Annotated in this window: 19 protein-coding genes; 10 read left to right on the top strand and 9 right to left on the bottom strand. The window is 61.5% G+C overall.

The genetic code is table 11. From position 1 onward, the window contains the following. Positions 1–288 precede the first annotated feature (288 nt). On the bottom strand, positions 289–3,072 hold the full coding sequence (gene polA / locus CD04_RS0101100) for a DNA polymerase I (RefSeq protein WP_031403983.1): 2,784 nt from the start codon (positions 3,070–3,072) through the stop codon (positions 289–291). Between the two features lie 94 nt (positions 3,073–3,166). On the opposite strand from polA, the gene CD04_RS0101095 reads away from it, so the two are divergent. The 6 genes from CD04_RS0101095 to CD04_RS0101070 all read left to right on the top strand — a co-directional run bounded on the left by CD04_RS0101095 (position 3,167) and on the right by CD04_RS0101070 (position 7,548). Next, complete coding sequence (locus tag CD04_RS0101095; RefSeq protein WP_231480417.1) at positions 3,167–3,520, top strand: hypothetical protein; 354 nt, start codon at positions 3,167–3,169, stop codon at positions 3,518–3,520. A 100-nt stretch (positions 3,521–3,620) separates the two neighbouring features. Next, positions 3,621–4,583: a homoserine kinase gene (locus CD04_RS0101090; RefSeq protein ID WP_031403981.1), complete on the top strand. Its 963-nt coding sequence runs from the start codon at positions 3,621–3,623 to the stop codon at positions 4,581–4,583. 50 nt (positions 4,584–4,633) lie between these two features. Further along, complete coding sequence (locus tag CD04_RS0101085; RefSeq protein WP_051848838.1) at positions 4,634–5,449, top strand: BPSS1780 family membrane protein; 816 nt, start codon at positions 4,634–4,636, stop codon at positions 5,447–5,449. Positions 5,450–5,516: 67 nt separating this feature from the next. Continuing rightward, the gene (locus CD04_RS0101080; protein WP_038167380.1) at positions 5,517–6,143 is read left to right on the top strand and encodes a LemA family protein; all 627 of its coding nucleotides are present in this window, start codon (positions 5,517–5,519) and stop codon (positions 6,141–6,143) included. A gap of 29 nt (positions 6,144–6,172) precedes the next feature. Then, the gene (locus CD04_RS0101075; protein WP_197032990.1) at positions 6,173–7,039 is read left to right on the top strand and encodes a YgcG family protein; all 867 of its coding nucleotides are present in this window, start codon (positions 6,173–6,175) and stop codon (positions 7,037–7,039) included. Next, a complete protein-coding gene (locus CD04_RS0101070; RefSeq protein WP_031403977.1) occupies positions 7,033–7,548 on the top strand; it encodes a TPM domain-containing protein in 516 nt (171 codons plus the stop codon). The genes CD04_RS0101075 and CD04_RS0101070 overlap by 7 nt, the downstream gene beginning before the upstream one ends. 29 nt (positions 7,549–7,577) lie before the next feature. On the opposite strand, the gene CD04_RS0101065 is transcribed toward CD04_RS0101070, so the two are convergent. Next, a complete protein-coding gene (locus tag CD04_RS0101065) occupies positions 7,578–9,857 on the bottom strand; it encodes a UvrD-helicase domain-containing protein (protein ID WP_031403976.1) in 2,280 nt (759 codons plus the stop codon). Between the two features lie 167 nt (positions 9,858–10,024). On the opposite strand from CD04_RS0101065, the gene CD04_RS0101060 reads away from it, so the two are divergent. From CD04_RS0101060 to galU, 3 genes are all read left to right on the top strand, one after another. After that, positions 10,025–11,002, top strand: a complete 978-nt coding sequence (locus tag CD04_RS0101060) for a GMP reductase (protein WP_031403975.1) — start codon at positions 10,025–10,027, stop codon at positions 11,000–11,002. Between the two features lie 44 nt (positions 11,003–11,046). After that, on the top strand, positions 11,047–13,878 hold the full coding sequence (locus CD04_RS0101055) for a valine--tRNA ligase (RefSeq protein ID WP_031403974.1): 2,832 nt from the start codon (positions 11,047–11,049) through the stop codon (positions 13,876–13,878). Between the two features lie 68 nt (positions 13,879–13,946). Beyond that, positions 13,947–14,825, top strand: a complete 879-nt coding sequence (gene galU, locus CD04_RS0101050; protein WP_031403973.1) for a UTP--glucose-1-phosphate uridylyltransferase GalU — start codon at positions 13,947–13,949, stop codon at positions 14,823–14,825. A 46-nt stretch (positions 14,826–14,871) separates the two neighbouring features. On the opposite strand, the gene CD04_RS0101045 is transcribed toward galU, so the two are convergent. From CD04_RS0101045 to hemC, 7 genes are all read right to left on the bottom strand, one after another. Continuing rightward, positions 14,872–15,120, bottom strand: coding sequence for a sulfurtransferase TusA family protein (locus CD04_RS0101045; RefSeq protein ID WP_031403972.1), 249 nt, complete (start codon positions 15,118–15,120; stop codon positions 14,872–14,874). A 410-nt stretch (positions 15,121–15,530) separates the two neighbouring features. Next, on the bottom strand, positions 15,531–16,433 hold the full coding sequence (cysM, locus tag CD04_RS0101040) for a cysteine synthase CysM (protein WP_031403971.1): 903 nt from the start codon (positions 16,431–16,433) through the stop codon (positions 15,531–15,533). Positions 16,434–16,477: 44 nt separating this feature from the next. Further along, positions 16,478–17,632, bottom strand: a complete 1,155-nt coding sequence (locus CD04_RS0101035) for an SLC13 family permease (RefSeq protein ID WP_197032989.1) — start codon at positions 17,630–17,632, stop codon at positions 16,478–16,480. A gap of 3 nt (positions 17,633–17,635) precedes the next feature. Then, positions 17,636–18,853, bottom strand: coding sequence for a heme biosynthesis HemY N-terminal domain-containing protein (locus CD04_RS0101030; protein ID WP_031403969.1), 1,218 nt, complete (start codon positions 18,851–18,853; stop codon positions 17,636–17,638). After that, positions 18,853–20,031, bottom strand: coding sequence for a uroporphyrinogen-III C-methyltransferase (locus tag CD04_RS0101025; RefSeq protein ID WP_038167377.1), 1,179 nt, complete (start codon positions 20,029–20,031; stop codon positions 18,853–18,855). Before CD04_RS0101025 ends, CD04_RS0101030 begins: the two co-directional genes overlap by 1 nt. A 106-nt stretch (positions 20,032–20,137) precedes the next feature. Continuing rightward, positions 20,138–20,920 (bottom strand): uroporphyrinogen-III synthase, encoded by a 783-nt coding sequence (locus tag CD04_RS0101020; protein WP_051848837.1) that lies wholly within the window; start codon positions 20,918–20,920, stop codon positions 20,138–20,140. A 37-nt stretch (positions 20,921–20,957) separates the two neighbouring features. Continuing rightward, the gene (gene hemC / locus CD04_RS0101015) at positions 20,958–21,923 is read right to left on the bottom strand and encodes a hydroxymethylbilane synthase (RefSeq protein ID WP_031403966.1); all 966 of its coding nucleotides are present in this window, start codon (positions 21,921–21,923) and stop codon (positions 20,958–20,960) included. Positions 21,924–22,103: 180 nt separating this feature from the next. Here hemC and ppc point away from each other — a divergent pair, with 180 nt between their 5' ends. Continuing rightward, positions 22,104–24,932, top strand: a complete 2,829-nt coding sequence (gene ppc / locus CD04_RS0101010; protein WP_038167863.1) for a phosphoenolpyruvate carboxylase — start codon at positions 22,104–22,106, stop codon at positions 24,930–24,932. Positions 24,933–24,942: the final 10 nt, after the last annotated feature.

Here is a 24,942-nt window from a genome sequence, read left to right as displayed (position 1 = left end):
TCCGCTGGCTGAGCGTCTTGGGAACGAGCTCCCAGCACGCCGAGCAGCGCTGCGACGATTTGAGCTGGCGCGTATCGCTCAGGTGCAGTGGCGTCCACGCCGCAAGCTGCGCGGCGTTGGGGTTGAGCTTGAGCGTGACTTTGCGGCGTTGCAATCCTGTGAGTTGATCCAGCTAAACGCAGGACAACAAGCGAAAACCGCCCGCTTGCCCCCTCCCGCCCGGACGGCTTCGCCGATGCGACGCTGTGCGTCGGGCCGGGCGAGGCAGGGGAATGGGCGAGCAAATGATCAATGCGCCAATTCCCAGTTTCTGCCCATGCCGAGCTCTGCCAAGAGATGAACATCAAGTCTGGCCACGCCGGCCATCAACCGAGGAATCTCGGTGCGCACCCACTCGGTTTCGTCGAGCGGGACTTCAAGCACGAGCTCGTCGTGAACCTGCATCACCATGCGGGTCTGCAATCCTTCGCGCGCCAATGCGCTGTCCACCGCAACCATCGCCATCTTGATAAGGTCTGCCGCGGTCCCCTGCATCGGCGCATTGATCGCGGCACGCTCGGCGGCGGCACGCCGAGGGCCATTTGGAGAGTTGATCTCGGGCAACCAAAGGCGACGGCCAAACACCGTCTCCACAAAGCCCGTGGCCTTGGCTTGAGCACGTGTGCGTTCCATATAGGCCGCAACCCCGGGGTAGCGCGCGAAGTAGCGGTCGATGTAGAGCTTGGCCGCATCGCGTTCCAGCCCCAGATTACGCGCAAGACCGAATGCGCTCATGCCGTAGATCAACCCGAAATTGATCACCTTGGCCATCCGGCGCTGCTCAGCATTAACCTCGATGGGCGTAACGCCAAAAATCTCTGAAGCCGTGGCGCGATGAATGTCCTCGCCGGCCGCGAATGCTGCCAACAACCCCTTATCCTGGGACAGGTGCGCCATGATGCGCAACTCAATTTGGGAATAATCACTCGATGCAATCAACCAGCCTTCTGGGGCAATGAAGGCCTCGCGAATACGCCGACCTTCGGTCGTGCGCACCGGAATGTTCTGCAGGTTCGGCTCGTTCGACGCCAACCGGCCGGTCACAGCAGTGGCTTGCGAGTAATTGGTGTGCACGCGCCCGGTTGTCTCATTGACCATAAGGGGCAGCTTTTCGGTATACGTGCTCTTGAGCTTAGAAAGGCCGCGATGGTCAAGGATGACGCGCGGTAATGGGTAATTTTCAGATAACTTTTCCAAGACCTCCTCGTCCGTGGACGGCGTACCCGATGCCGTCTTTTTCTGCACCGGCAGTTGCAACCGATCAAAAAGAATCTCGCCGATCTGCTTGGGGCTGGCCAAATTGAACGGCCCACCGGCCAGAGCGTAGGCACGGGTTTCAAGATCGTGCATTTTGGCGGCCAATTCCGCGCTTTGCACATGCAGCGCCGCTGCATCGATTAAGACCCCGGTACGCTCCATCCGTTGCAACACGCGGCTGACCTGGATCTCCAGTTCGTAGATGCGTGCCAACCCGGCGTCGGCCTCGATACGCGGGAACAAAGTGCGGTGGACCTGCATGCACAGGTCAGCGTCCTCACCGCTGTACCGGGTCGCAAGGTCAAGCGCGACTTGGTCAAAAGTAATCGCGCTAGCACCCTTGCCGCAGACCTGCTCATAGCTCAAGGTGTCGTTACGCCCGAGGTGCCGCACCACCAGGCTGTCCAAGCTGTGCGTCTTGTGCGCCTCAAGCACGTAGCTTTGCAGAAGCGTGTCATGGACGTAACCACGCACGTTGATGCCGGCATTTTGCAGCACATGGCGATCGTATTTGCTGTTTTGGCCCAACTTGGGCTTTGCAGCGCTTTCCAGCCAGGGCTTGAGACGCTGGAGGACTGCATCAAGGGGCAACTGGGCAGGCGCCCCAGGGTAAGCATGCGCGAGCGGAATGTAGGCCGCGTGTCCTGGTTCGACACATATCGACAGCCCCACCAGCCGCGCGCGCATAGGCTCGAGCGAGTCTGTCTCCGTGTCCAAAGCCGTGAGCGGGGCGCTATCAACGAGCGCCAACCATGCCTCAAATTGCCCCCACGTGCACACCGTCTCATAGTGCCCGGCGCGTTGCGCGGGTTGGGCGGGCAAATCGGCGGCGCCCTCATGGTTCAGCCCGCTGTCAGCAAGAAGAGAGCCCTGCCGCGAGGGTCGCTGAGCTTGCAACTCGTGCAAGAACTTCTTGAGTCCGTAGCGCTGAAAAAATGGGATGAGCGCGGCAGCATCTTCGGGTTGCGGACACAGATCGGCGTCGAAATCCTGCACGTAACCATCGAGGCTGCAATCCGTAGCGATGGTCACGAGCTTGCGCGCCGTAGGCAGCCACGCAAGTGCCTCTCGCAGGTTTTTCCCTACCGCACCTGGGATTTCTTCGGCATGGGCGACCACGCCCTCCAACGAGCCATATTGACTTAACCACTTCACGGCTGTCTTGGGGCCGACATTGCGGACCCCAGGCACGTTGTCCACGCTGTCACCCACCAGTGCGAGGTAGTCGACAATCATCCTCGGCGGAACGCCGAATTTGGTCAGCACGCCCTGCTCGTCCAAAACCTCGTTGCTCATCGTGTTCACCAGACTGATGTGGTCGTTCACCAACTGTGCAAGATCCTTGTCCCCCGTGGAAATAAGGGTGCGCACACGCCTGGCATGCGCGCGCACCGCCAGCGTGCCAATTACGTCGTCAGCCTCGACGTGCGGCACTTCGAGCAGCGGCCACCCCATGAGGCGCACCGCTTCGTGTATCGGTTCGATCTGCTGCACCAATTCCTCAGGCATCGGCGCGCGCTGGGCCTTGTAATCGGCGTACATGGCGTTGCGAAAGGTGGGGCCCTTGGAATCAAAAACGCACCCCGCCAGGCGATAACCCTTGGTGGGAGGGTACTGTTCGCGCAGGCGCCGCAACATGGCAACCATGCCGTAAAGCGCGCCGGTGGGTTCACCCTGTGGGCCGCGCAGATCGGGCATTGCGTGAAAAGCGCGGTAGAGGTAGCTGGAGCCGTCGACCAGCAGCAAAGTCGGAGCGTTGTCGGATTGGTGCGTCATGGGTAGGATTATCAGCGCATGGCCGGACCTTTGGTGGGACGCACTCCGGCCGCGAGCGACAGTGCTGCCTTGGCGCGCCGTTAAAATTCACTCCATGAACTGTGCTCGATCCATACGCCGTGCCGCATGCTTGGTCCTGACCGTCTCTCTTGCATGGAGCGACGCGTGGGCGCAGGTTGACTCGCCTGTTCGCCCTTCGCCCAAGAGCGGCTTGGCCGACACGCAGCCCAAATCCAAATATCCCGAACCTGTCGTGCGCAACCAAGTGACGCAGGATCGTGCAATGCGCATCCAAGAGCGGCAGGTCCGTGGCGCGACCACCGTGATTCATGTGCAACCGCTTCACGGAGGCGCTGCCTACAACGTCGTGCCGCCCGATGTTTCGTCCAGCACAGACCCCGCAAACATGCAGGGCCGCGCGCAGTGGACCATCGGCACGTTCAAATGATCTTGGCCCGCCCGCAGGGCCGCCTCCCACGTCATACCCATGCGCCAGTGCACTGCGCGGCCTGCGCACCACACGCGTTGCGCCTGTCCTGACTTCGTCCATGGCTGTCTTCACTCCACTCGAGGCAAACGACGTCCGAGCCTTCCTGGCTGGCTTTGATCTCGGCTCACTTACCGAACTGCAAGGAATAGCGAGCGGTATTGAGAACACCAATTACTTCGTCACGACTACACGCGGATGCTTTGTCCTTACGCTTTTCGAGCGCCTGCGCTCCGAACAGCTTCCGTTTTATCTGCGGTTGATGCACCATCTGGCCACACACACCATTCCCGTGCCGGACCCGATGGCTGACCGTGAAGGCCGCATCCTGCATGAAATCAAGCACAAACCAGCTGCCTTGGTCACGCGCCTTCCCGGCCGCAGCGAATTGCAGCCGGACCCCACGCATTGTGCCCAGATCGGCACCTGTTTGGCCCGCATGCACTTGGCAGCCGTGGATTTTCCCTTGCAACAACCCAACCTGCGCGGGTTGGCCTGGCAACGTGAAACCGTTCCGCGGATCGTGCCTTACCTGAACACCGAACAGCGAGCTTTGCTGGAGGCGGAACTTGCCTATCAGATCGCACTCGCAGAGGACCCCGCGTACAGCCGCCTGCCGCGCAGCGCGGTGCATGCCGACCTGTTCCGCGATAACGCGCTGTTCGACAATGGCGTACTGTCAGGCGTTTTCGACTGGTATTTCGCGGGATGCGATACATGGGTATTTGACTTGGCAGTCGCCTTGAACGACTGGTGCATTGTCCAGCCTTCCGGCGTCCTGGATGCTGAGCGCACCCAGGCCATGATCAGCGCCTACGAACAGGTCCGTCGCCTGCGCCCCGAAGAGATCGCCCTTCTTCCCGCTGCTCTGCGCGCTGCAGCGCTGCGCTTTTGGGCCTCTCGTCTGGCGGACTTTTATCTTCCGCGCGATGCTCACCTGCTCAAACCCCACGATCCCGCTCATTTCGAGCGCGTGCTGCGCCAGCGAGTGCGAGCGGCGCAGGCCAAACACGCGCCAGTCTGAGCCAGGCGCCGCCCGCTGCGCCCGGGTTCACCATATCACCCCCAACCACCATGCAACTGCGTACCGTCCCCGCCCGCGAGGGCCTGAGCTGGGTCAAGCTGGGTTTCATCTGGCTACTGCGCCAACCTTGGAGCGTGCTGCTCATGATGAGTAGCTACATCCTCGCGGTGGGCCTGTTCTCCATGCTACCGGTGCTCGGCGGGCTGGTTCCACTCCTGGTTGTGCAGATTGCCACTTTGGGCTTCATGCTTGCCTCTCGAAAAATCGCCGTGGGCGAAACGGTGTGGCCCACAGTCCTATTGGCTGGGTTACGCACGGCTCGCCCACGTGTCCGCGCCTTGCTCATGCTCGGCGTACTCTATACGGCGGCCGTCGTTGGCGTTCTAGCGCTTGCATCCTGGGTGGACGGCGGCGCGCTGTTGCGACTGCTACTGTTTGGCGCCATGCCGTCTGCCGCGCTAGTCAAGAGCGGGGCCTTGCGCATCGCGGCATTACTGGCAACGCTGGCCTATGTGCCGGTGTCCATGGCGTTCTGGTTCGCCCCGCCCTTGGTGAGTTGGTGGGGCATGGGCCCGTGGCAGGCGCTCTTCACAAGCTTCATCATCGTGCTAGGCAACCTGCGCGCGTTCATGCTCTATAGCATCCAGTGGTTCCTGCTCTTTTCCGCCGTCCCCATCATCATCGTGCTTTTGGCCCAGTTAGCCGGAGCCAGCGCGGAAGCCGCCACGTTACTAAGCCTGCCCGTGGCGCTGTTCTTGTTTCTCGCCTTCATTCTTTCTTTCTATGCAAGCGTGCGCAGCCTGATTCCTGGCCCTGGTCCAGACGTCGCGGCGCCACCTCCAAGCACTGCGCAAGAGCCAAACTGAGCGCGACGCAAAATGACACCGTATGCTTCGGTATGTCACAAATCCGTGCCGAACAGCGAGGCCCATCATGCGACCACTCCGTCTAATTGCCGCCCTGCTTCTGCTTGCTTCAAGTCTCAGTGGTTGCGGCTACAACGCTCTGCAGCGGCAGGACGAGCAGGTCAAAGCCTCGTGGGCTGAGGTACTCAACCAATACCAGCGCCGAGCCGATCTCGTACCGAACCTGGTCGCAACGGTCAAGGGATACGCCAGCCATGAAAAGGAAGTTCTTACGGCCGTGACAGAGGCGCGCGCGTCCGTCGGTTCGGTCAGCGCCACGCCTGAACTCGTGAACGACCCGCAAGCCTTTGCCAAATTTCAGGCGGCTCAACAACAGATGACCAGTGCCCTGTCGCGCCTCATCGCTGTGTCCGAGAACTATCCGCAACTCAAGGCCGACGCATCGTTTCGCGACCTGCAAGCGCAGCTCGAGGGCACGGAAAACCGCATCACCGTTGCCCGCATGCGCTATATCGAGGCGGTGCAGGCCTACAACAACACGGTACGTCAGTTCCCGAGCAACCTCACGGCCACGGCGCTCGGCTATAAGACCAAGCCAAGCTTCACGGTCGACAACGAAAGCGTGATCGCCACACCCCCCAAGGTCGATTTTGGCACTGTTGCGCCAAGACCTAAGCCCGCAGCATCGAATTGAGGGCGGCCTTGCTCCGCCCGAGTTCGATCATGATGCGGCATACTGCCTCCCGCTTGCTATGGGGCGCGCTCCTATGGCTTTCGTCGCTGGTACCTGCGTGGGCTCTGGTTGCCGTTCCGCCCCTCACCGCACCGGTGACTGATCTCACAAGGACCTTGAGCACGCAACAGGTTCAGCAGTTGGATGCACAACTCGTGGGGTTCTCGGCGCGCAAAGGGAGCCAGATCGCGGTACTTATCGTGCCCACCACGCGACCGGAGAGCATCGAGCAATACTCAATTCGCGTCACCGGCATCTGGAAGCTGGGCCGGAAAGGCGTCGACGACGGCGTGCTGGTGCTGGTCGCCAAGGATGACCATGCAGTGCGCATTGAGGTGGGCTACGGACTGGAGGGGACGATTCCAGACGCCAGTGCCAAGCGCATCATCGCCGAGGACATCACGCCGCGATTTCGCCTTGGCGACTATGACGGAGGAATCCAGGCTGGGGTAGCGCGGCTGATGCAACTGATCGAAGGCGAAGCGCTTCCGCCAGCGCCGGCCCAAGTGCAGCGGGCGCATTCACAGCAGGGGTCACCCATCGAACTCGGCCTGTTCATCATATTCGGCGCCATCATCCTCGGCCATGCGCTCAGCGCCGCGCTCGGCCGGCTGCTGGGTGCAGGCGCCTCAGCTGCTGTTGCTGGCGTAACTGGGTGGTTGCTCGCCGGCTCAGGTTTGTTGGGGCTGTTGGCCGCTCTGATTGCGTTTGTTGTCGTATTCAGCGGCATCCGCATTGGCGGCTGGCCCGGAGGCTTCGGCGGAGGCGGTTTTGGCGGGGGCGGGGGAGGTCTTGGCGGGGGCTATTCCGGCGGCGGCGGGGGCTTTGGCGGCGGCGGCGCATCGGGACGATGGTAAGTAGCGATCTGGCACGCTTTGCGCGCCACGCATTCTTTCCCGCCGCGAGGGTACACGTGCTGTTCCCCCGCCGCGCAATGCAGGCCATCACGCAGGCCGTGCATGACGCCGAACGCCTGCACGGAGGCGAAATCCGCGTGGCGATCGAGGGCACGCTGGACTGGCCCGAATTGCTACGCGGGGTCACGCCCCGCCAGCGCGCAGTCGAACTGTTCTCGCTGTTGCGGGTGTGGGATACCGAACACAACGACGGGGTGTTGATCTACCTTCTACTCGCTGAGCACGCAGTGGAAATCGTGTGCGACCGCCGCCTCACGTCGAAGGTCGCCCCCGCACAATGGCAGTCCGTATGCCAAGACATGGAAGAGCAACTCAGCGCGGGCCGGCACCTGGAAGCTGTTCTCCGTGGCATCGCCGGGCTGACCACACTGCTTGCCGAGCATGCGCCGAATTCGGGCGGCGCCAAGCGAAATGAATTGCCGGATTCCCCAGTCGTGGTCAAGCGTTGAGACGAAGCTGACCTGCCAAGGGTCACGAGTCAATTGACCACTGTGAGCTTGGCAATGCTGAGCGCCAGCCACTTCGGGCCGTGCCGATTGAAGCGCACCTGGGCGCGGGCGTCCGCCCCACGACCTTCAAGTGTCAGGATGACACCCTCACCGAACTTGGTGTGGAATACCGACTGACCGACGCGCAAGCCGGGCGTCGATTGCGGTTGAAAATTCTCCGCCGGTGTGAACGGCGCGGCCGGTGCATCCTGCCATGGCGAGCGAATGCTCAATCCAATGGATGGGCCGAATCCACCACCCACGGCCCGGCCTGAAAGCCACTTGAGCGTGCCTTCGGGCAGTTCCTCCAAGAAGCGGCTGCGCAGGTTGTACCGCGTCTGGCCATGCAAGATTCGGCTTTGCGCATGGCTCAGGTAAAGGCGCTTGCGCGCGCGGGTGATGGCTACATACATCAGTCTTCGCTCCTCCTCGATGCCATCGGCCTCGTTCATCGCGTTTTCATGAGGAAACAAACCCTCTTCGAGTCCCGTAATGAAAACAACGTCAAACTCCAGACCCTTGGCGGCATGCACAGTCATCATCTGCACTGCGTCTTGTCCGGCCTGCGCCTGATTGTCACCCGCTTCCAACGCGGCATGGGTGAGAAAAGCGCTCAGCGGAGACAGCGTCTCACCCGTGGCGGGATCAACGGCCTGAAGGTTGCTCAGCGCCTGCTCCGACAGCGGCTGCAGCGTAAGTGCCTCCGCGTCCAGCCCGAAGCCCTCCTGCGTGACGAAAGCAGCAGCAGCGTTGACCAGTTCCTCGAGGTTTTCCACCCTGTCCTGCCCATCGCGCTCGCTGCGGTAATGCGCGAGCAGCCCCGAGAGTTCCAGCGCATGGCGCACAAGATTCGGAAGGGACAATGCTGCGCAGTCCGCGCGAGCTCTAGCCAACATCTCGACAAAAGCCTGGAGGCTCGCGGCGCCCCGCCCACCGAGCGCAGAGATGGCATCGACAAGGGGCACCTGGCGCAATCGAGCGGCATCCTGCAACTGCTCCAGGGTACGTGCGCCAATTCCGCGCGGAGGAAAGTTCACCACACGCAAAAATGCGTTGTCGTCCTGGGCATTGTCGAGCAGGCGCAGGTAGGCAAGCGCATGCTTGACTTCTGCGCGTTCGAAAAAGCGCAGGCCACCGTAGACACGGTAGGGAATCGCTGCATTGAACAGCGCCCCTTCAATCACACGTGACTGCGCGTTGGAGCGATAGAGAATGGCGATCTGGTCACGCGAAAATCCGTCGCGCAGCAGCAGACGGATCTCCTCGACGAGCCAAGCTGCTTCCTGCTGATCCGTGGGCTGCTCGATCACTCGGACCAACTCGCCTGCGCCGGCATCGGTCCTCAGGTTCTTACCTAAGCGGCGGGCGTTGTGCGCAATGAGGTAGTTCGCAGCATCAAGAATGTTGGCGTGCGAACGGTAGTTATGCTCGAGCTTGATAATGCGGTGCACATGGAACTCGCGCTGGTAGTCATCCATGTTGCCCACATTCGCCCCGCGAAAGGCGTAGATACTTTGGTCGTCATCACCCACGGCTACCACGCTGCTCGCTTGCTTGTCCCCCGGCCCGGCCAGCAGCTTAAGCCACTGGTACTGCAGACGGTTCGTGTCCTGGAACTCATCGACCAGGACATGGCGGAAACGGGTCCGATAATGCTGGCGGATGTCAGCGTGATCGCGAAGCACCTCGTATGTGCGCAGCAGCAGCTCGGCGAAGTCCACCACACCCTCGCGCTGACACTGCGCCTCGTAGGCTGCGTAGATCTCTGCCAACAGGCGGCTCTGGGCATCGCGCACATCGCAGTCCTTCGCGCGCATGCCATTTTCCTTGCAGTCGTTGATGAACCAAGCCACCTGCTTGGGCGGCGCGCGCTGCTCATCCACGTTCAGGCTTTTCAGCAGTCGCTTGACAGCCGAGAGTTGATCCTGCGCGTCAAGAATCTGGAACGTCTGCGACAGACCAGCCGCTTTCCAATGCGCCCGCAAAAACCGATTGCATAGGCCGTGAAATGTCCCCACCCACATGCCACGCACGGGCATGGGCAACATGGCCGACAGCCGCGCAAGCATCTCCTTTGCCGCCTTGTTGGTAAACGTCACCGCCAGGATCCCGGCCGGCGACACCTGCCCGGTTGAGATGAGCCAAGCAATACGGGTGGTCAGGACACGTGTTTTCCCGCTTCCGGCACCCGCCAAAATTAGCGCGTTTTCCGGTGGCAGCGTGACAGCAGCAAGCTGCTCTGGATTGAGGTGAGCCAATAGATCGGACATGCCGCCATTCTAGGTGGCGCGGTCCGCGTCTGGCCGCTGCACAGGCCTGCGCAGCAAGGTTGGCGGAGCCTACAATGTCTCACCCGGGTTGCGCCCGATCTTTTCTGCGCGCGCCCGGTTTTTTGCGTGCGCAAGCGCCCGAAACGGGGCTTGCATCGGAGTGCACCGTGGACATCTTCGATTATGAGAATATTTTGCTGCTTCCCAGGCGTTGTCGCGTGGGGAGCCGGGCTGAGTGCGACCCGTCCCTGACCTTTGGTGGGCGCAAGTTCCGGCTGCCTATCGTGCCCGCAAACATGAAGACCGTGATCGATGCACACATTGCGCGCTGGCTGGCCGCTCAAGGTTACTTTTACATCATGCACCGCTTCGACGTTGACGCCGTGGCGTTTGCGCGGCAGATGCACGAAGCGAATCTGTTCACATCCATCTCGCTGGGGGTCAAGCCTTCGGACCGGGACGTCGTCGACAAGCTTGCTGCCGAGGGCCTTGGCGCTGACTTCATCACCATTGATATCGCTCACGGCCATGCTGACAGCGTGCAGCACATGATCGCCCATATCAAGCATCGCCTTCCGCGAACTTTCATCATTGCCGGCAACATTGGCACGCCAGAGTCAGTGATTGACCTGGAAGGCTGGGGCGCGGACGCAACCAAGGTGGGCATTGGTCCGGGCAAGGTGTGCATCACGCGGATGAAAACCGGGTTCGGCACCGGCGGCTGGCAGCTCTCGGCGTTGAAGTGGTGTGCACGCGTGGCGACCAAACCAATTATTGCGGATGGCGGTATCCGGGAGCACGGCGATATTGCCAAGAGCGTGAGATTCGGCGCCTCGATGGTCATGATCGGATCCATGCTGGCCGGGCACGAGGAATCTCCGGGGCAGACAGTGGAAGTCGATGGCCAGCTCTACAAGGAGTACTTTGGAAGCGCCTCGGAGTTCAACAAGGGCCAACGGCGCAACGTCGAGGGCAAGCGCATCCTGGAGCCAATCAAGGGCCGGCTTGCCGATACGCTCAGGGAGATGGAAGAAGACCTGCAAAGCTCCATCTCCTACGCGGGAGGGACGCAGTTGGCAGATATCCGCAAGGTGAATTACGTCATCCTCGGTCAGAATAATGCAGGCGAGCATCTTTTGATGTAACGCGCGCCTGCGGATTAATCGACCACTTTGTATCGATCCCATCAATGACAGAACTCGCTAAATCGTTCGAGCCCAAAGACATCGAAGCGCGCTGGAGCGCGCAATGGGAGCAGCGCGGCTGGTTTGAGCCCACGCTGGATGCCACACGCCCTTCCTTCTGCATCCAGCTTCCCCCACCCAACGTGACCGGCACGCTTCACATGGGGCACGCGTTTAATCAAACGGTGATGGATGCGCTTACGCGCTACCACCGCATGCGGGGATTCAACACCCTTTGGGTGCCCGGAACTGACCATGCCGGCATCGCCACGCAGATCGTTGTGGAGCGACAACTGCAGCAAAACAGCACGACCCGGCACGAACTTGGGCGGGACGCATTCGTGCGCAAGATTTGGGAATGGAAGGAGCAATCGGGCGACACCATTACGAGCCAAATGCGCCGCATGGGTGACTCGGTAAGCTGGTCCCATCAGTACTTCACCATGGATGACAAGTTGTCCAAGGCGGTAGTGGAGACCTTCGTTCAGCTACACGAACAGGGCCTGATCTACCGCGGCAAGCGCCTGGTGAATTGGGATCCGGTGTTGCGCAGCGCGGTAAGTGACCTGGAAGTGGAAAGCGCGGAAGAAGATGGCTTTCTCTGGCATTTGCGTTACCCCCTGGCGGACGGTTCGGGCTCGCTCCTCGTAGCCACCACTCGGCCCGAGACGATGCTTGGCGACACCGCAGTGATGGTCCACCCGGACGATGCGCGTTACCGCAATCTGATCGGCAAGCACGTCAGGCTTCCCATCACTGGGCGACTGGTGCCCATCATTGCCGACGCCTATGTCGACAAGGACTTCGGCACTGGAGTCGTGAAAGTCACTCCGGCGCATGATTTCAACGATTACATGGTGGGGCAACGGCATGATTTGCCCACGATTTCGGTTTTGAATCTGGATGCGACCATCAATGACCAGGCACCCGCCGCGTTCCGCGGCCTTGACCGCTTCGAGGCCCGCAAAAGGATCGTTGCGGCGTTCGAGGCTGAGGGACTGCTGGGGGAAGTGAAAAAGCACAAGCTGATGGTGCCGCGCTGCACACGCACTGGGCAGATCGTCGAGCCCATGCTCACCGACCAGTGGTTCGTCGCCACAACGAAACCGGGGCCCGACGGAACGAGTATCGCGCAAAAGGCCATCGATGTAGTCGAGAGCGGCGAGGTGAAATTCGTGCCCGAGAACTGGGTCAACACATATAACCAGTGGATGCGCAATATCCAGGATTGGTGCATATCGCGCCAGCTCTGGTGGGGCCACCAGATTCCCGCGTGGTATGGCGATGGTGGCGAGATATTTGTGGCGCGCAGCGAGGAAGATGCGCACGCCAAGGCCGAGGCCGCCGGATACACAGGCCCTCTCAGGCGCGATCCGGACGTTCTTGACACGTGGTACTCATCAGCACTCGTGCCATTCTCCACAATGGGCTGGCCCGCCCAAACGCAGGAAATGGACCTGTTTCTGCCATCCTCGGTATTGGTCACGGGCTATGACATCATTTTTTTCTGGGTGGCACGCATGATCATGATGACCACCCATTTCACAGGCAAGGTCCCGTTTCGCCATGTCTATATCCATGGCCTGGTTTTGGACGCACACGGCAAGAAGATGAGCAAGTCCGAGGGCAATGTGCTAGACCCCGTGGACCTCATGGATGGCATCGCGCTTGAACCTCTGCTTGAAAAGCGTACGACTGGCCTACGCCGGCCTGAGACGGCACCAGCCGTGCGCAAAGCCACGGAAAAGGAATTTCCTGAAGGCATTCCGGCCTTTGGTGCAGACGCACTACGTTTTACCTTTGCTTCGATGGCCACCCTCGGGCGCAACATCAATTTCGATGCCAAGCGTTGCGAGGGTTACCGCAATTTCTGCAACAAGCTGTGGAATGCTTCCCGCTTTGTGCTGATGCAAGTGCAGGGACTGTCGGATTTTGACCGTGGCTTGGGGGTGTGCAACGACTCCTGTGGACCCGAAGGCTACATGCATTTCTCAGCGGCTGACCGCTGGATCGCCTCGATCCTGCAGCGCGCCGAACAACAGGTCGCGCAAGGTTTCGCCGACTACCGTCTGGACTTTGCAGCACAGGCCATTTACCAGTTCGTATGGGACGAGTATTGCGACTGGTACGTCGAGATTGCCAAGGTACAGATCACGACTGGAACACCCGCGCAGCAACGCGCGGCACGTCGCACGCTGGTGCGCACGCTTGAGGCTGTATTGCGCCTGGCCCATCCGTTCATGCCCTTCATGACCGAGGAACTCTGGCAAACGGTAGCCCCGCTGGCCGGGCGTGAGGGTCCTTCAATCTGCATTGCGTCTTACCCGCAGGCCCAACCGGAGAAAATCGATGCTGCGGCGGAGGCGGAAATCGCAGCACTCAAGCAGGTGGTTGATGCCTGCCGCAATCTGCGTGGGGAACTGGGCGTGTCGCCAGCGAAAAGGCTACCCCTTTTGGCGTGTGGCGACACCTCGCTCGTTGAACGCCACCGTGCCGCGGTCATGGCCCTTGGCAAGCTTTCGGAGCTTCGCCTTTTCACCGATGAAAATTCCTGGGCCGACGCGGTGCAGGCGGCGCCGACCATGGTCGTAGGCCAAAGCAGGTTGGCCCTGTTCGTCGAAGTCGACATGGCGGCCGAGCGTGAACGTCTGTCCAAGGAAGTCGCGCGACTGCAAACCGAAATTGCCAAGGCACAAAGCAAGCTCGGCAATGCCAGCTTTGTCGAACGCGCGCCAGCGGCGGTCGTTGAGCAAGAGCGCAGGCGCTTGAGCGACTTTCATGACCTTCTTGCCAAAGTGCAGGAACAACTCGACCGCGTGCCGCTGGCCGCGGCCTGATCTGCTTGGAATCTTGAGCTTCACATGCCGGAGCTATCCTGCGGCCATCCCTCTCAAACCATCTGACCATGTCACAAGCCATCACCAAAGCTGTCTTCCCTGTTGCCGGTCTCGGCACCCGCTTCCTGCCCGCCACGAAAGCCACGCCGAAGGAAATGATGCCTGTCGTGGATAAACCGCTCATCCAGTACGCAGTCGAGGAGGCCTATGCGGCCGGGATCACGGAGATGATCTTCGTCACGGGGCGCCACAAGCGGGCGATCGAGGATCATTTCGATACAGCGTATGAGTTGGAAAACGAACTCGCTGCGGCGAACAAGCAGGCACTTCTGGATCTGGTACGCAGCGTCAAGCCGGCAGACGTGCAATGCGTGTTCGTGCGACAGCCCGTGGCCAATGGCTTGGGGGCCGCGGTGCTATGCGCCGAGCGCCTCGTGGGCAATGAGCCGTTCGCCGTGCTCCTGGCCGATGATCTCTTGGTGGGAAGCCCGCCTGTGATGGCCCAGATGGTTGAGCTTCATGGCCGCCACGGACGAAGCATCTTGGCCACCGAGGATGTCCCTCGCGAACAGACGCGTCGCTACGGTATCGTCAGCGGGCAGGAAATCCTGCCAGGGCTGACCTCGATCACCGGAATCGTGGAGAAACCTGCGCCCGAGGTCGCACCGACCACCCAGGCGGTCGTGGGCCGCTACATTCTGAGCCCGCGGGTGTTTCACCACTTGCGCCATGCCCAACCGGGAGCGGGCGGTGAAATCCAGCTCACCGACGGCATTGCCGCGTTGCTTGGTGAAGAGGCGGTCTATGCCTATCGATACGTCGGCCGCCGTTTCGACTGCGGCAGCAAGGCGGGTTATCTCGAGGCGACAGTTCAGCTTGGCCTCGACCACCCCGAGACCGGCCCGGCCTTCGCCGCCTTTCTCAAAGGCTTGAATTTGTGTGTCTGAACTTTAGCGACGTCGTGCCGAGCGCCTAAGGCGGCCAGGCCGCTGCTTACCGTCGACGCATTACGTGAGCAAAGGTTCCAGGCCCCTGGCTCTGCTCCACGAGTTCGTTACCCGTTTGCTTCGCGAAGGCTTGGAAGTCTCGCACCGACCCGGGGTCGGTGGCCAGCACGCGAAGCAACTGGCCGCTTTGCATGCCAGCCAACGCCTTCTTCGCCTTCAGTATGGGCAATGGGCAATTTAAGCCACGCGCGTCGACCTCCACGTCCACCTTGTCCACCGCCGCGCCGTTGCTCATGGGAATCCTTCGTAAGTGTCTCGTTCCATTGACAATTGTAAAAGGTGAATGCTCCCGCGACTAAGCGCTTGCGCGCTGTATCGCGGGATGCGCGGTGGAATTGCTCAATCCAACGGCACACCCAGGAGGAAATGGCTACCCACGCGTGGCCCTGCTCGCGCCGTGACGGACTTTGCCTCGCTCGCTGGCCATACCCATGAGCGCACGAACGCGGCCTTGATCTTCCGGCATGAAATCCGAGGCACACAAATGGCGGGCCACGCTTGTGAAAGACCGTCGGCATTCCCTGGATCGGCAGGTGTGCCACGCAACAAGAGCAAAGCGCACACTCCCGGGTTGCGCCGCGCGCGCTTCGCTTCGCCCTTATTCCCTGCGAATCAGTCGCAGGCACCACACTTGGCGGGCTTCCCTCAGGCCGGAAACACGCCGGTACTCAGATAGCGGTCGCCCCGGTCGCAGACAATGAATACGATGGTCGCGTTGTCCACTTCACGAGCAATGCGTAGCGCCACCTCGCAAGCGCCCGCTGCGCTGATGCCGCCGAACAGCCCCTCCTCGCGAGCGAGTCTGCGAGCCATATTCTCGGCAGCAGCCTGGCTGACATACTCAATCCGGTCGACGCGCTGGGGTTCATAAATCTTCGGCAGATATTCTTGTGGCCATTTGCGGATTCCCGGTATGCGCGAGCCTTCCTCCGGCTGGGCACCCACGATCTGCACGGCATCGTTTTGGGCCTTAAGGTATTTCGATACGCCGGTGATGGTGCCCGTTGTGCCCATCGCCGAAACGAAATGGGTGACGCGGCCCTCGGTGTCGCGCCAGATTTCTGGGCCAGTCGTCTCATAATGTGCGCGCGGATTGTCAAGGTTGGCGAACTGATCCAGCACCAATCCCTTGCCCTCGCGCTGCATCTGTTCAGCGAGATCCCGCGCGTATTCCATACCGCCGTCCTTGGGCGTGAGAATCAGCTCGGCCCCATAGGCCTTCATGGTTTGTGCACGCTCAATGGAGAGATCCTCCGGCATGATCAATACCATTCGGTAGCCAAGAATTGCCGCAGCCATTGCCAGCGCGATCCCGGTATTACCCGAGGTCGCCTCGATCAGTGTGTCGCCAGGCTTGATCTGCGTGCGTTCCTCCGCGCGCCGAATCATCGACAAGGCCGGCCGATCTTTCACGGACCCGGCGGGGTTATTGCCTTCGAGTTTGCCAAGAATCACATTGCCGCGCCGCACGTTCTCCGCGCCCGGAATACGCTGCAAGCGCACGAGCGGAGTGTTGCCAATCGTTTGTTCAAGGGTAAGGTAGGTCATAGCGCTCTCCTGCACGAATTCTGACATGGCAGCCAGCCCCTTGCTCACGCCAGCCAACACTGTGCTGTCCACACCAGGGGCGCGCATGCAAGCAAGAACGGCACGCTGATGCGATGAAAGGCAGCCAAACCACCAGGGCTGCCCTCCAGCCTCAGCGCAATGAGGTTGGCAAGAGATCCTATCCCGAGTCCAAAGCCGCCGACGTTGACCGCCACGGCCAACGCCATCGTATTGGCCGTGTAGTGTGACAGGAAAACCGTGGCCGGTACATTGCTCACGAGTTGTGAAAGCACAATGCCGCCAAGATACAGGACAAGGGGTTGGCGCCAGTCGGGAACCTGCGCCAGCGTATGCACGAACGACCATTGCGCCAGATGCCCCAAACCAACAAACATCACGGCAAAGGTGGCCAATAGCATCCAGTCCACCCGCATGAGAACGCTGCGAAAGGCAAGCGCGAAAACCAGCAGCACCATGGCGCAAGCAACTCCCGCGGAACCCAACTGCAGTAGGCCGACGACCCCCACAAGGAGCCCTGCCGAAACAATGCCCAGCGCAGGCCATGGCCGCGCTCCTTCGTCTTCCGGACCGGCCTCCGCGTGAAGCGGCCGGGATGCGAACATGAAACAGGTCAGCACCAAAAGCAGCGAAAGCATGACCAAAAAACTTGGCATCATTTGGCGCACGAAGGCCGGAAGCGACAGGCCCGAATGACGCCAAAGCAGCAGGTTCTGCGGATTGCCGATAGGACTCAGAGTGGAACCTGCGTTCACGGCCAAGGCCTCAAATATCACGAGCCGCCGCACGGGCAGCGGGCTCTCATGACCGAGCGCCACGGTGAGAGGCACCACAAGGAACAAGCTCACGTCGTTGGTAAGCACCATCGACAATAAAGCTGCCGCCAGCACCAACCACAGCGCCAGGGCTCGCACGCTATGGGTGCGGTGGACCACTGCTTTAGCCACGCGTTGGACATAACCACTGACACGTATGCCTTCGATGGTGACCAGCAGCCCCACCAAACCCAGGAGTGTGGGCAGTTCGAGCCAGTGGCGATACTGAGCCCAGGGACGCGGGTCGAGAAGCGCAAGGCCGATGGCCAACAAGCCGAACATCCACAACAACCGTTCCCGAACGATGGCTGCGAATAGCCGGGAAATGCCATGCGGCATCACGGCCAGGCGCTCAAAATTCAGCACGGGCTAGATGCTGCCGCCTGCGCTGGCGTCATCGGTCGACAAGTCCTGTGCGGCTAGGCGCCAGTGCCGTGCTGCTTGACCTTCCCTTTCGATACGCTCTTGCAGGCGAGCGAGAGCAGCGTGAATCTGCCCGCGGAGCTTGCGCTCGTCCGGCTGGCACTGATCCAGCGCCTTGTGCAGGTACTGCTGCGCTTTGCCCCAGAGTTCGAGCTCCGCACAGGCCCTCGCGGCAAGGAAGGTGGCCTGTGCCTCTTGCGGCCAGCGATCCATCCAGGCCTCCGCCTGAGCGACAAAACCTGCGTCGATCCCCGACAGCATGCTACGCAGTGCCGGCATTAGCGCAGCCGGCTCCGCGTCGGACGCACGCAGGGCATCAACCAGCAGGCTACGCGCCTGGGCTGATTCGCCCGCCGCATAGAACCCGCGAGCTGCCGCCGCTGCGATCTGCGGATCGTGCCGCAACGCTGGATCAAAGGATTTCCACAACGGACGCAAAGCCTCGGCGTCGTGATTCGCTTGGCGAATAAGGCCGAGCGCGGCGACGTGGAGCATCGCCTGCGCAGCCGCCGGGTGCAGTCCATGGTGCTTGCGCAGAGTGGTGGCCAATCGCAAAACCTCGCCGTGATCCTTGAGCGCACGGGCAGCTGCCAATGCCAGGCGCATCGTCTGCGTACGACGCTGCATGCCGCCTGACAGGCGGCGCAGCGCGGCTTGCGCAGCCTCGACATCTCGAGCCTCAACCTGCCACTGCGCCTGTAACAGGATTCCGGTTTCGCGCGCTGCCGGCGGCAGCGCTTCAAGGTAAGCGTCGCGCCTGTCATACGCCTGCATCGCCTGAGCCGCCTGTGCCGCCGTCAGAAGAGCACCGGGTTTGAAGGCGTCAGTCTCAGCGGCCTTGCCCGCTGCCCTCTCCGCGCGACGGAAGCGGCCGCCCAGCAGGTGCATGACGGACTCGTGCAATGCTTTAGCCGCGACCTCCTTGCGACGCCGCGAACGGAACAATGCCGCAGCACGCGGCAAACCCAAAAGCAAACTGAATGCTCGTATAGCGACGTAGAACAACACAAATCCGACCAACAGCAGCAAGACCGTCAGATTCAGTGATAGATCGATGCGATACGGCGGCAGCAGGATGGCCACATTGCCAGGCCTGCCGCTTGCCGCCATCGCAAGCAGGGCAGCAGCCAACGCCAGCGCGACCACCCATGCCAGCCACCGCATCAGTTGCTCCCAAGCCCGAGATTGGCCAGCGCCGCCAGCGATTCAAGATTGGCCGCAGGCTGCGCCGCGAGGTCGACCTGCTCGGCCTGCCGTGCCAGCGTCAGGGCCATTTGTGCGCGCGCCTGGTTGGTATTGAAATAGTTGTGCAGATTGGAGACGATCGCTCGCATGTCAGCGCGGTAACCTGAGGCATTGCGCGATAAAAGATCCAACCGCGCGTTGAGCACTTGTAGCTTGAGGTTTTCCCGCAGGTAGTCAGCCTGCTGCGGCGACATCAGAAGCACCTCAGGATGATCAATGCGAGTGATGCTCACAAGCCTGCGGACCTGCTCCCAACCAGCTTGCGTCCAATGTCCAAGCCACGCCGCCCAGCCTCGCGCGACGGGGCTGAGGTCATGAGCGGTTCCCTGCTGCTGCGCCGCGTTGCCCTCCGGGGGCGCGGCTGAAGCGCGAGTTTGCAACTGGTCGATCAACGCCGCCAGCTCGTCAAGACGCTGTGCGGCAGCGGGAATGTCCGGTGCCACGCTGCTTTTGAGGCGGCTTAAGTCCACCTGCACAGCGCGCAACACCAGTTGGGCACGCTGACTGTTGGCACGCTTGAGCCTCACCGCGGAGGATTCCAACGTGCTCACCAGTGGGCTCAGACTTCCGGTAAGTTCAGCCTGCTGCTGCCCCAACGCGATGAGCTCAGCCGTCTGCCCCAGAAAGGCATCGTCGCGGCTCTTGGCAAAGTCCTGATAGAGCTGTTGCAGCGCCATGCGCTGCGCCGCAAGATCCTGCTCACGAGATTCCAGCACGGCGACGCGTGCATTCAACGCGCCCACGATATCTGCAGACTGCTTCGCCAGCGTGCGAGCCTCGATCGATGCGGTATTCGCCCCTTGCAGCCGCTTGGCAATCTCGGCCTGCGTCGCGTACAGGCGTCCGTCCAGCCACCAAGCCACCACGCCCACCAGCACGACCACAGCCACGAGTGCCACCCAAAATTTTCCCAACCCCTGCGGTTCGGCGGCCAACAGGTGCGCATCCTGCCCGGGTGGAACGCCGAGTGGGGGTCTTTGCGGGTCGGCAGCGGCAATGTCGTCGGACGTCGGCTCCGCAGAGGTCTGCGCGCCAGCGGCCATCGGCTCAAGGGAGGCATCTGCGCCCTGGGGAAATTGCGGGTTCGGCTCTGACATGCAGTTGATTCTAGGGAAGACCGAGGTTCGAAATGCAGCGAAGTGTTGGATCCCTGTTGAAGGCCAGGCGGGGTGGGGCAAAGCCAGCCCTCGCCCGGAGATTAACTCATGCCAGTGCATGGATGATGGCGGATGGTTCTGGTGAACATACATCAACTCGTCCAAACCCTGCTGCGGCTGCCGCTTCCGCGATCCGTGCATGAATGACAAGGGCTCTTTGGGTTGCAAGAACCTCCTTGGCCCGCAAGCCACCGGCGGCCAAAAGGCCTTGGAGGTTGCGCACGCCCTCCGACGCAGTGAGCAGCCAAGCTGAGGGCGCCGTCAACAAGCGGCGCAACGCCGAGAGGGTTACGGCATCAGCCGGTGGTGCCTCCCGGCGGTAAACATCGACAAACTGCACGAGGGCGCCTGCGGCCACAAGCGTGTCGGCCAGCCAGTGCCGCCCCGAGCCACCGCGCAACAGGAGCACTTTGGCGCCTGCCCAGCCCTGTGGTCGCAGTGCTTGCAATCGGATCCATAAGCCTTCAGATTCAGCCGCGTCCGCTGGGGCAGACACCAAACTCACCGATTCCGGCTGCTGGTTGCGCAAGCGCAGCGCCTGCTCGAAAACTGCGCGACTTCCGGGCCCGATGAGACCTACGGCGCAAGACGCCGGCCACGGCCCCTCCAGCATATGGAAGGTGGCACGCACGGCGGTGGGACTGACGGGAATGGCGCAATCGAACCTGTGCAGTGCCGCCAGCGCCTGCCGCGCTGGCCCCGGGTCACGGGGAGGCATGATTTTGATCAGCGGGAACCAACGCAACTCGATTCCTGCGTCGCTCAGTTCGCGCTCGCGCGCATCAAGCTCGAAATCGGCGGCGGGGCGTGTGATCACAAGGGGAAGCATGGCCAGAACTCGTATGGGCCACGCCTGGGTAACCTGCTCAGACCACCTGCAACTGATCTAGCACGGCTTGAGCACCTTGCCCATGCAGTTGCCGCACGGCCTCCAGCCCCAAGGCTTCGGCCGCTGAGGCCGAGTCCACGGCAGCAGATGCCTCTGCACGCAACATGCGGCTGCCGTCTGGCAGACCGAGAAGGGCACGCAGGTGCATGACGGGACCAGACCACTGCGCGTATGCGCCCAACGGTGTACTGCAGTTACCGCCCAAGGCACGCGCGACGGCGCGTTCCGCGGTGGCGCACAGATAAGTCGGCAGGTGATTCAACGGCGCAAGCACTGCAGCCAAATCGGCGCGCCCCTTGGGGATTTCGATACCAAGCGCCGCCTGCCCCACGGCCGGCAGCAGTTCGGACGTGTCAATTAACGCTCGGATGCGGCCGGCCAGCCCTAAGCGCTTCAAACCAGCGGCCGCCAGCACAATGCCGTCGTACTGTCCTTCGTCAAGTTTGCGAAGGCGCGTATCCAGGTTGCCCCGCAGCGGCAACACACGCAGGTCGGGCCGTAACGCGCGAATCTGCATCTCTCTGCGCAAGCTTGAGGTGCCAACCACCCCCCCTTGCGGCAATGCGGTAAAGTGCGGTGCTCGAGCGGATACCCAGGCATCGGCTGGATCTTCACGCTGCATGACTACAGTTAACAGGAAGCCGTCAGGCAGCTCCATGGGTACGTCTTTGAGGGAATGCACCGCCAAGTCGGCCTCCCCTGCCTGCATGGACGCTTCCAGCTCCTTGACAAACAGGCCTTTACCGCCAACCTTGGATAGACTCTGGTCAAGAATCTGGTCGCCGCGTGTAGTCATCCCGTTCAGGCAAATTTGGCAGCCGGGGTAAAGCTTGCCCAATAGTGTTTGCACATGCTGCGCCTGCCACAAAGCCAAGCGGCTTTCGCGTGTGGCAATGACAAGGCGGGGCGGGACGGATGGAGATTGAGAGATCGCGGCACACATGATGGAATCGTAGCAGCGACGCCACAGCCTCGGCGCTACGAATGGGTGCTGACGCAATCTCGAATTGCGATCGCCTCCGAGCGTGTCCTAAACACGCCCAGCCGCTGCTAGCATGGTTCTTGCTGCCTCCGATGACGCTTTGCGTTCCGTGCGTCTATTCGACACACCATGCTCGATACCATGCTCGCCCGCTCCAACGATTCACATTCCGACACCGCCCTCTTCGACGACATCCGCCATCTTGGCCGCCTGCTGGGCGAGGTGATCCGCGAGCAGGAGGGTCAACCCATGTACGACACTGTGGAAAAGGTACGGCAGTTGTCGGTCGCGTTCCATCGTGAGGGCGACACCCGCCAGCGCCGCGCACTCGACAAGCTCCTGCAGGGTTTGTCGCGCGATCAAGCGGTGAGCGTGATTCGTGCTTTCAGCTATTTCTCCATTCTTGCCAACATTGCCGAAGATCGGCATGCCCTGCGCCGGCGCCACGCACACGAACTATCTGGCGACAAACCTCCAGCGGGGAGCACCCGCGCCGCGCTGGACAAGCTTCGCCAGGCCGGTTTTGACGCGGCACAACTCGACGAGTTTTTCGCGCATGCCCTGATCTCGCCAGTTCTGACTGCGCACCCCACCGAAGTGCAGCGCAAGAGCCTTCTCGACGCCGAGCGCGTGATTGCCCGACTGCTAGCCGAGCGCGACCAACCGCTTGCGCCCAGACGTCAGCGCGACATCGACGCCGAATTGCGTGCGCGCATCACCCAGCTCTGGCAGACACGCTTGCTGCGTTACACGAAGCTGCGGGTATCGGACGAGATCAAGAACGCCCTGTCGTATTACGACAGCACATTCTTCAGCGAGGTGCCGCGCCTGTATATTGAACTCGAGCAGGATCTTGACGAGCTGTTCCCCCGCCCGGACGGCAGGCCCTGGAGGCTTCAGCCGTTTTTTCGCATGGGTCACTGGATCGGCGGCGATCGTGACGGCAACCCCTTCGTAACCGCTGAGACCTTGGCCTATGCGCTGCGATTGCAAGCACGGACGGCTCTTGAGTACTACATCAACCAGGTCCATGCACTGGGGGCGGAGCTTTCCGTCTCCCTCATGCTGGCTTCAGCGAGCCCCGCCCTGCTGGCACTCGCTGAAGCCTCGCCCGACAACTCGGAACATCGCAAGGATGAACCGTATCGACGTGCGCTCATTGGCGTGTACGCGCGCCTTGCCGCCACGTTGCGAAAACTCGGGGCAGCCGAGGTGCTGCGTCACGAGGTGGGCCAGGCGGACCCCTACCCAACCGCTGAGGCATTCGCCACCGACTTGCGAATCGCGCGCGATTCGCTGGCTGGCCATCATGCCGAAGCTCTGGCGCGCCCCCGGCTCGATCCGCTGATTCGTGCCGTCGAGGTGTTCGGCTTTCATCTGGCCAGCATCGACCTGCGCCAAAGCTCGGACAAGCATGAGGAGGTTGTCCGCGAGCTTCTGGCAGCCGCGCATTTGTGCAGCGACTATTCCGGGCTGGATGAACCCGAGCGCATTGAGCTGTTACTGCGCACCCTCCAAGACCCTCGTCCGCTGCGCGTGCCCGATGCCGGGTACTCGGAGTGGACACGCTCTGAGCTTGCCGTGTTCGAGCAGGCGCGCGACGCGCGCCTGCTGCTCGGTGAGGACGCCATCCGCCAGACCATCATTTCTCACACGGAAAGCGTCAGCGACCTGCTTGAAGTTCTTGTTCTGCAGAAAGAATGCGGCCTGTTCCATGGAACCCTGGGCAGGCCCGGGGCCAATGCAGAGCTGCTGGTTGTGCCGCTGTTCGAGACAATCGACGATCTTCGCAATGCACCCGACATCATGCGTGGCTTCTTCGCGCTGCCGGGTATGGCTGAACTGGTTCAGCATTCGTACGCCCTGCAGGAAATTATGCTGGGGTACTCCGACAGCAACAAGGACGGCGGCTATTTCACCTCCAATTGGGAACTGCACAAGGCATCGGTGGCCCTCGCGGAGCTGTTCGGTCAGCTTGGAGCTAATCATGGCATCCGATTGCGCCTTTTCCATGGTCGCGGAGGCAGTGTGGGGCGCGGCGGTGGACCAAGTTACGAGGCCATTCTGGCCCAGCCAGCGGGGACAGTGGGGGGCAGCATTCGCCTGACTGAGCAAGGCGAGGTGATTTCCAGCAAATACGCCAATCCCGAAATTGGGCGCCACAACCTGGAAACCCTGGTCGCGGCCACGCTTGAGGCGACGCTGCTCTCCACTCGCGCCAAGGGCAGCGATTCCCCACAGCAGCGCCAAGGCGTACGAGCCGGCGCTCCGCAAGTATTTCTGCAGGCGGCTGCCGCGCTGTCGCAACAGGCGATCACAACCTACCGAGAACTGGTGTACGGCAACGTGCGATTCGTGGACTATTTTTATGCGGCCACGCCCATCAGTGAAATTGCGGGACTTAACATCGGCAGCCGACCGGCATCGCGCAAGGCGAGTCAGAGCATCGCGGACCTGCGTGCAATCCCCTGGAGCTTTTCCTGGGGGCAGTGCCGGGTTGCTCTGCCTGGGTGGTATGGGTTTGGCTCTGCTGTGGAAGCGTTCATCGCGGAACATCCAGAAACCGGAGCTGAACTGCTGGCACGTATGCACAAGCAATGGCCGTTCTTCCGCGCTTTGCTCTCGAACATGGACATGGTGCTGGCCAAAACCGACCTGGCTGTCGCCTCGCATTACGCGCAGCTTGTACCGGAGGCGCGCACGCGCAAGCAGGTGTTCGCTGCAATCGAACAGGAGTGGGAGCGAAGCGTTCAGGCGATGCGACTCATTACCGGTTGGAATGGTTTTCTTGAAACGAATCCCACGTTAGCGCGCTCCATCCGCGCCCGCTTTCCGTACATCGATCCCCTTAACCACCTGCAAGTCGAGCTGCTGCGCCGCTTCCGGGATGGCCAGACCGACGAGCGTACAAAGCGTGGCATCCACCTGAGTATCAATGGCATCGCTGCGGGCCTGCGCAACACAGGATGAGGCGGCGCCC

The sequence above is a fragment of the Thiomonas sp. FB-Cd genome (assembly GCF_000733775.1).
GTDB lineage: Bacteria > Pseudomonadota > Gammaproteobacteria > Burkholderiales > Burkholderiaceae_C > Thiomonas_A.
Note: the sequence above shows the minus strand (reverse complement) of the source record. Positions and strands in the feature narration are given on the sequence as shown.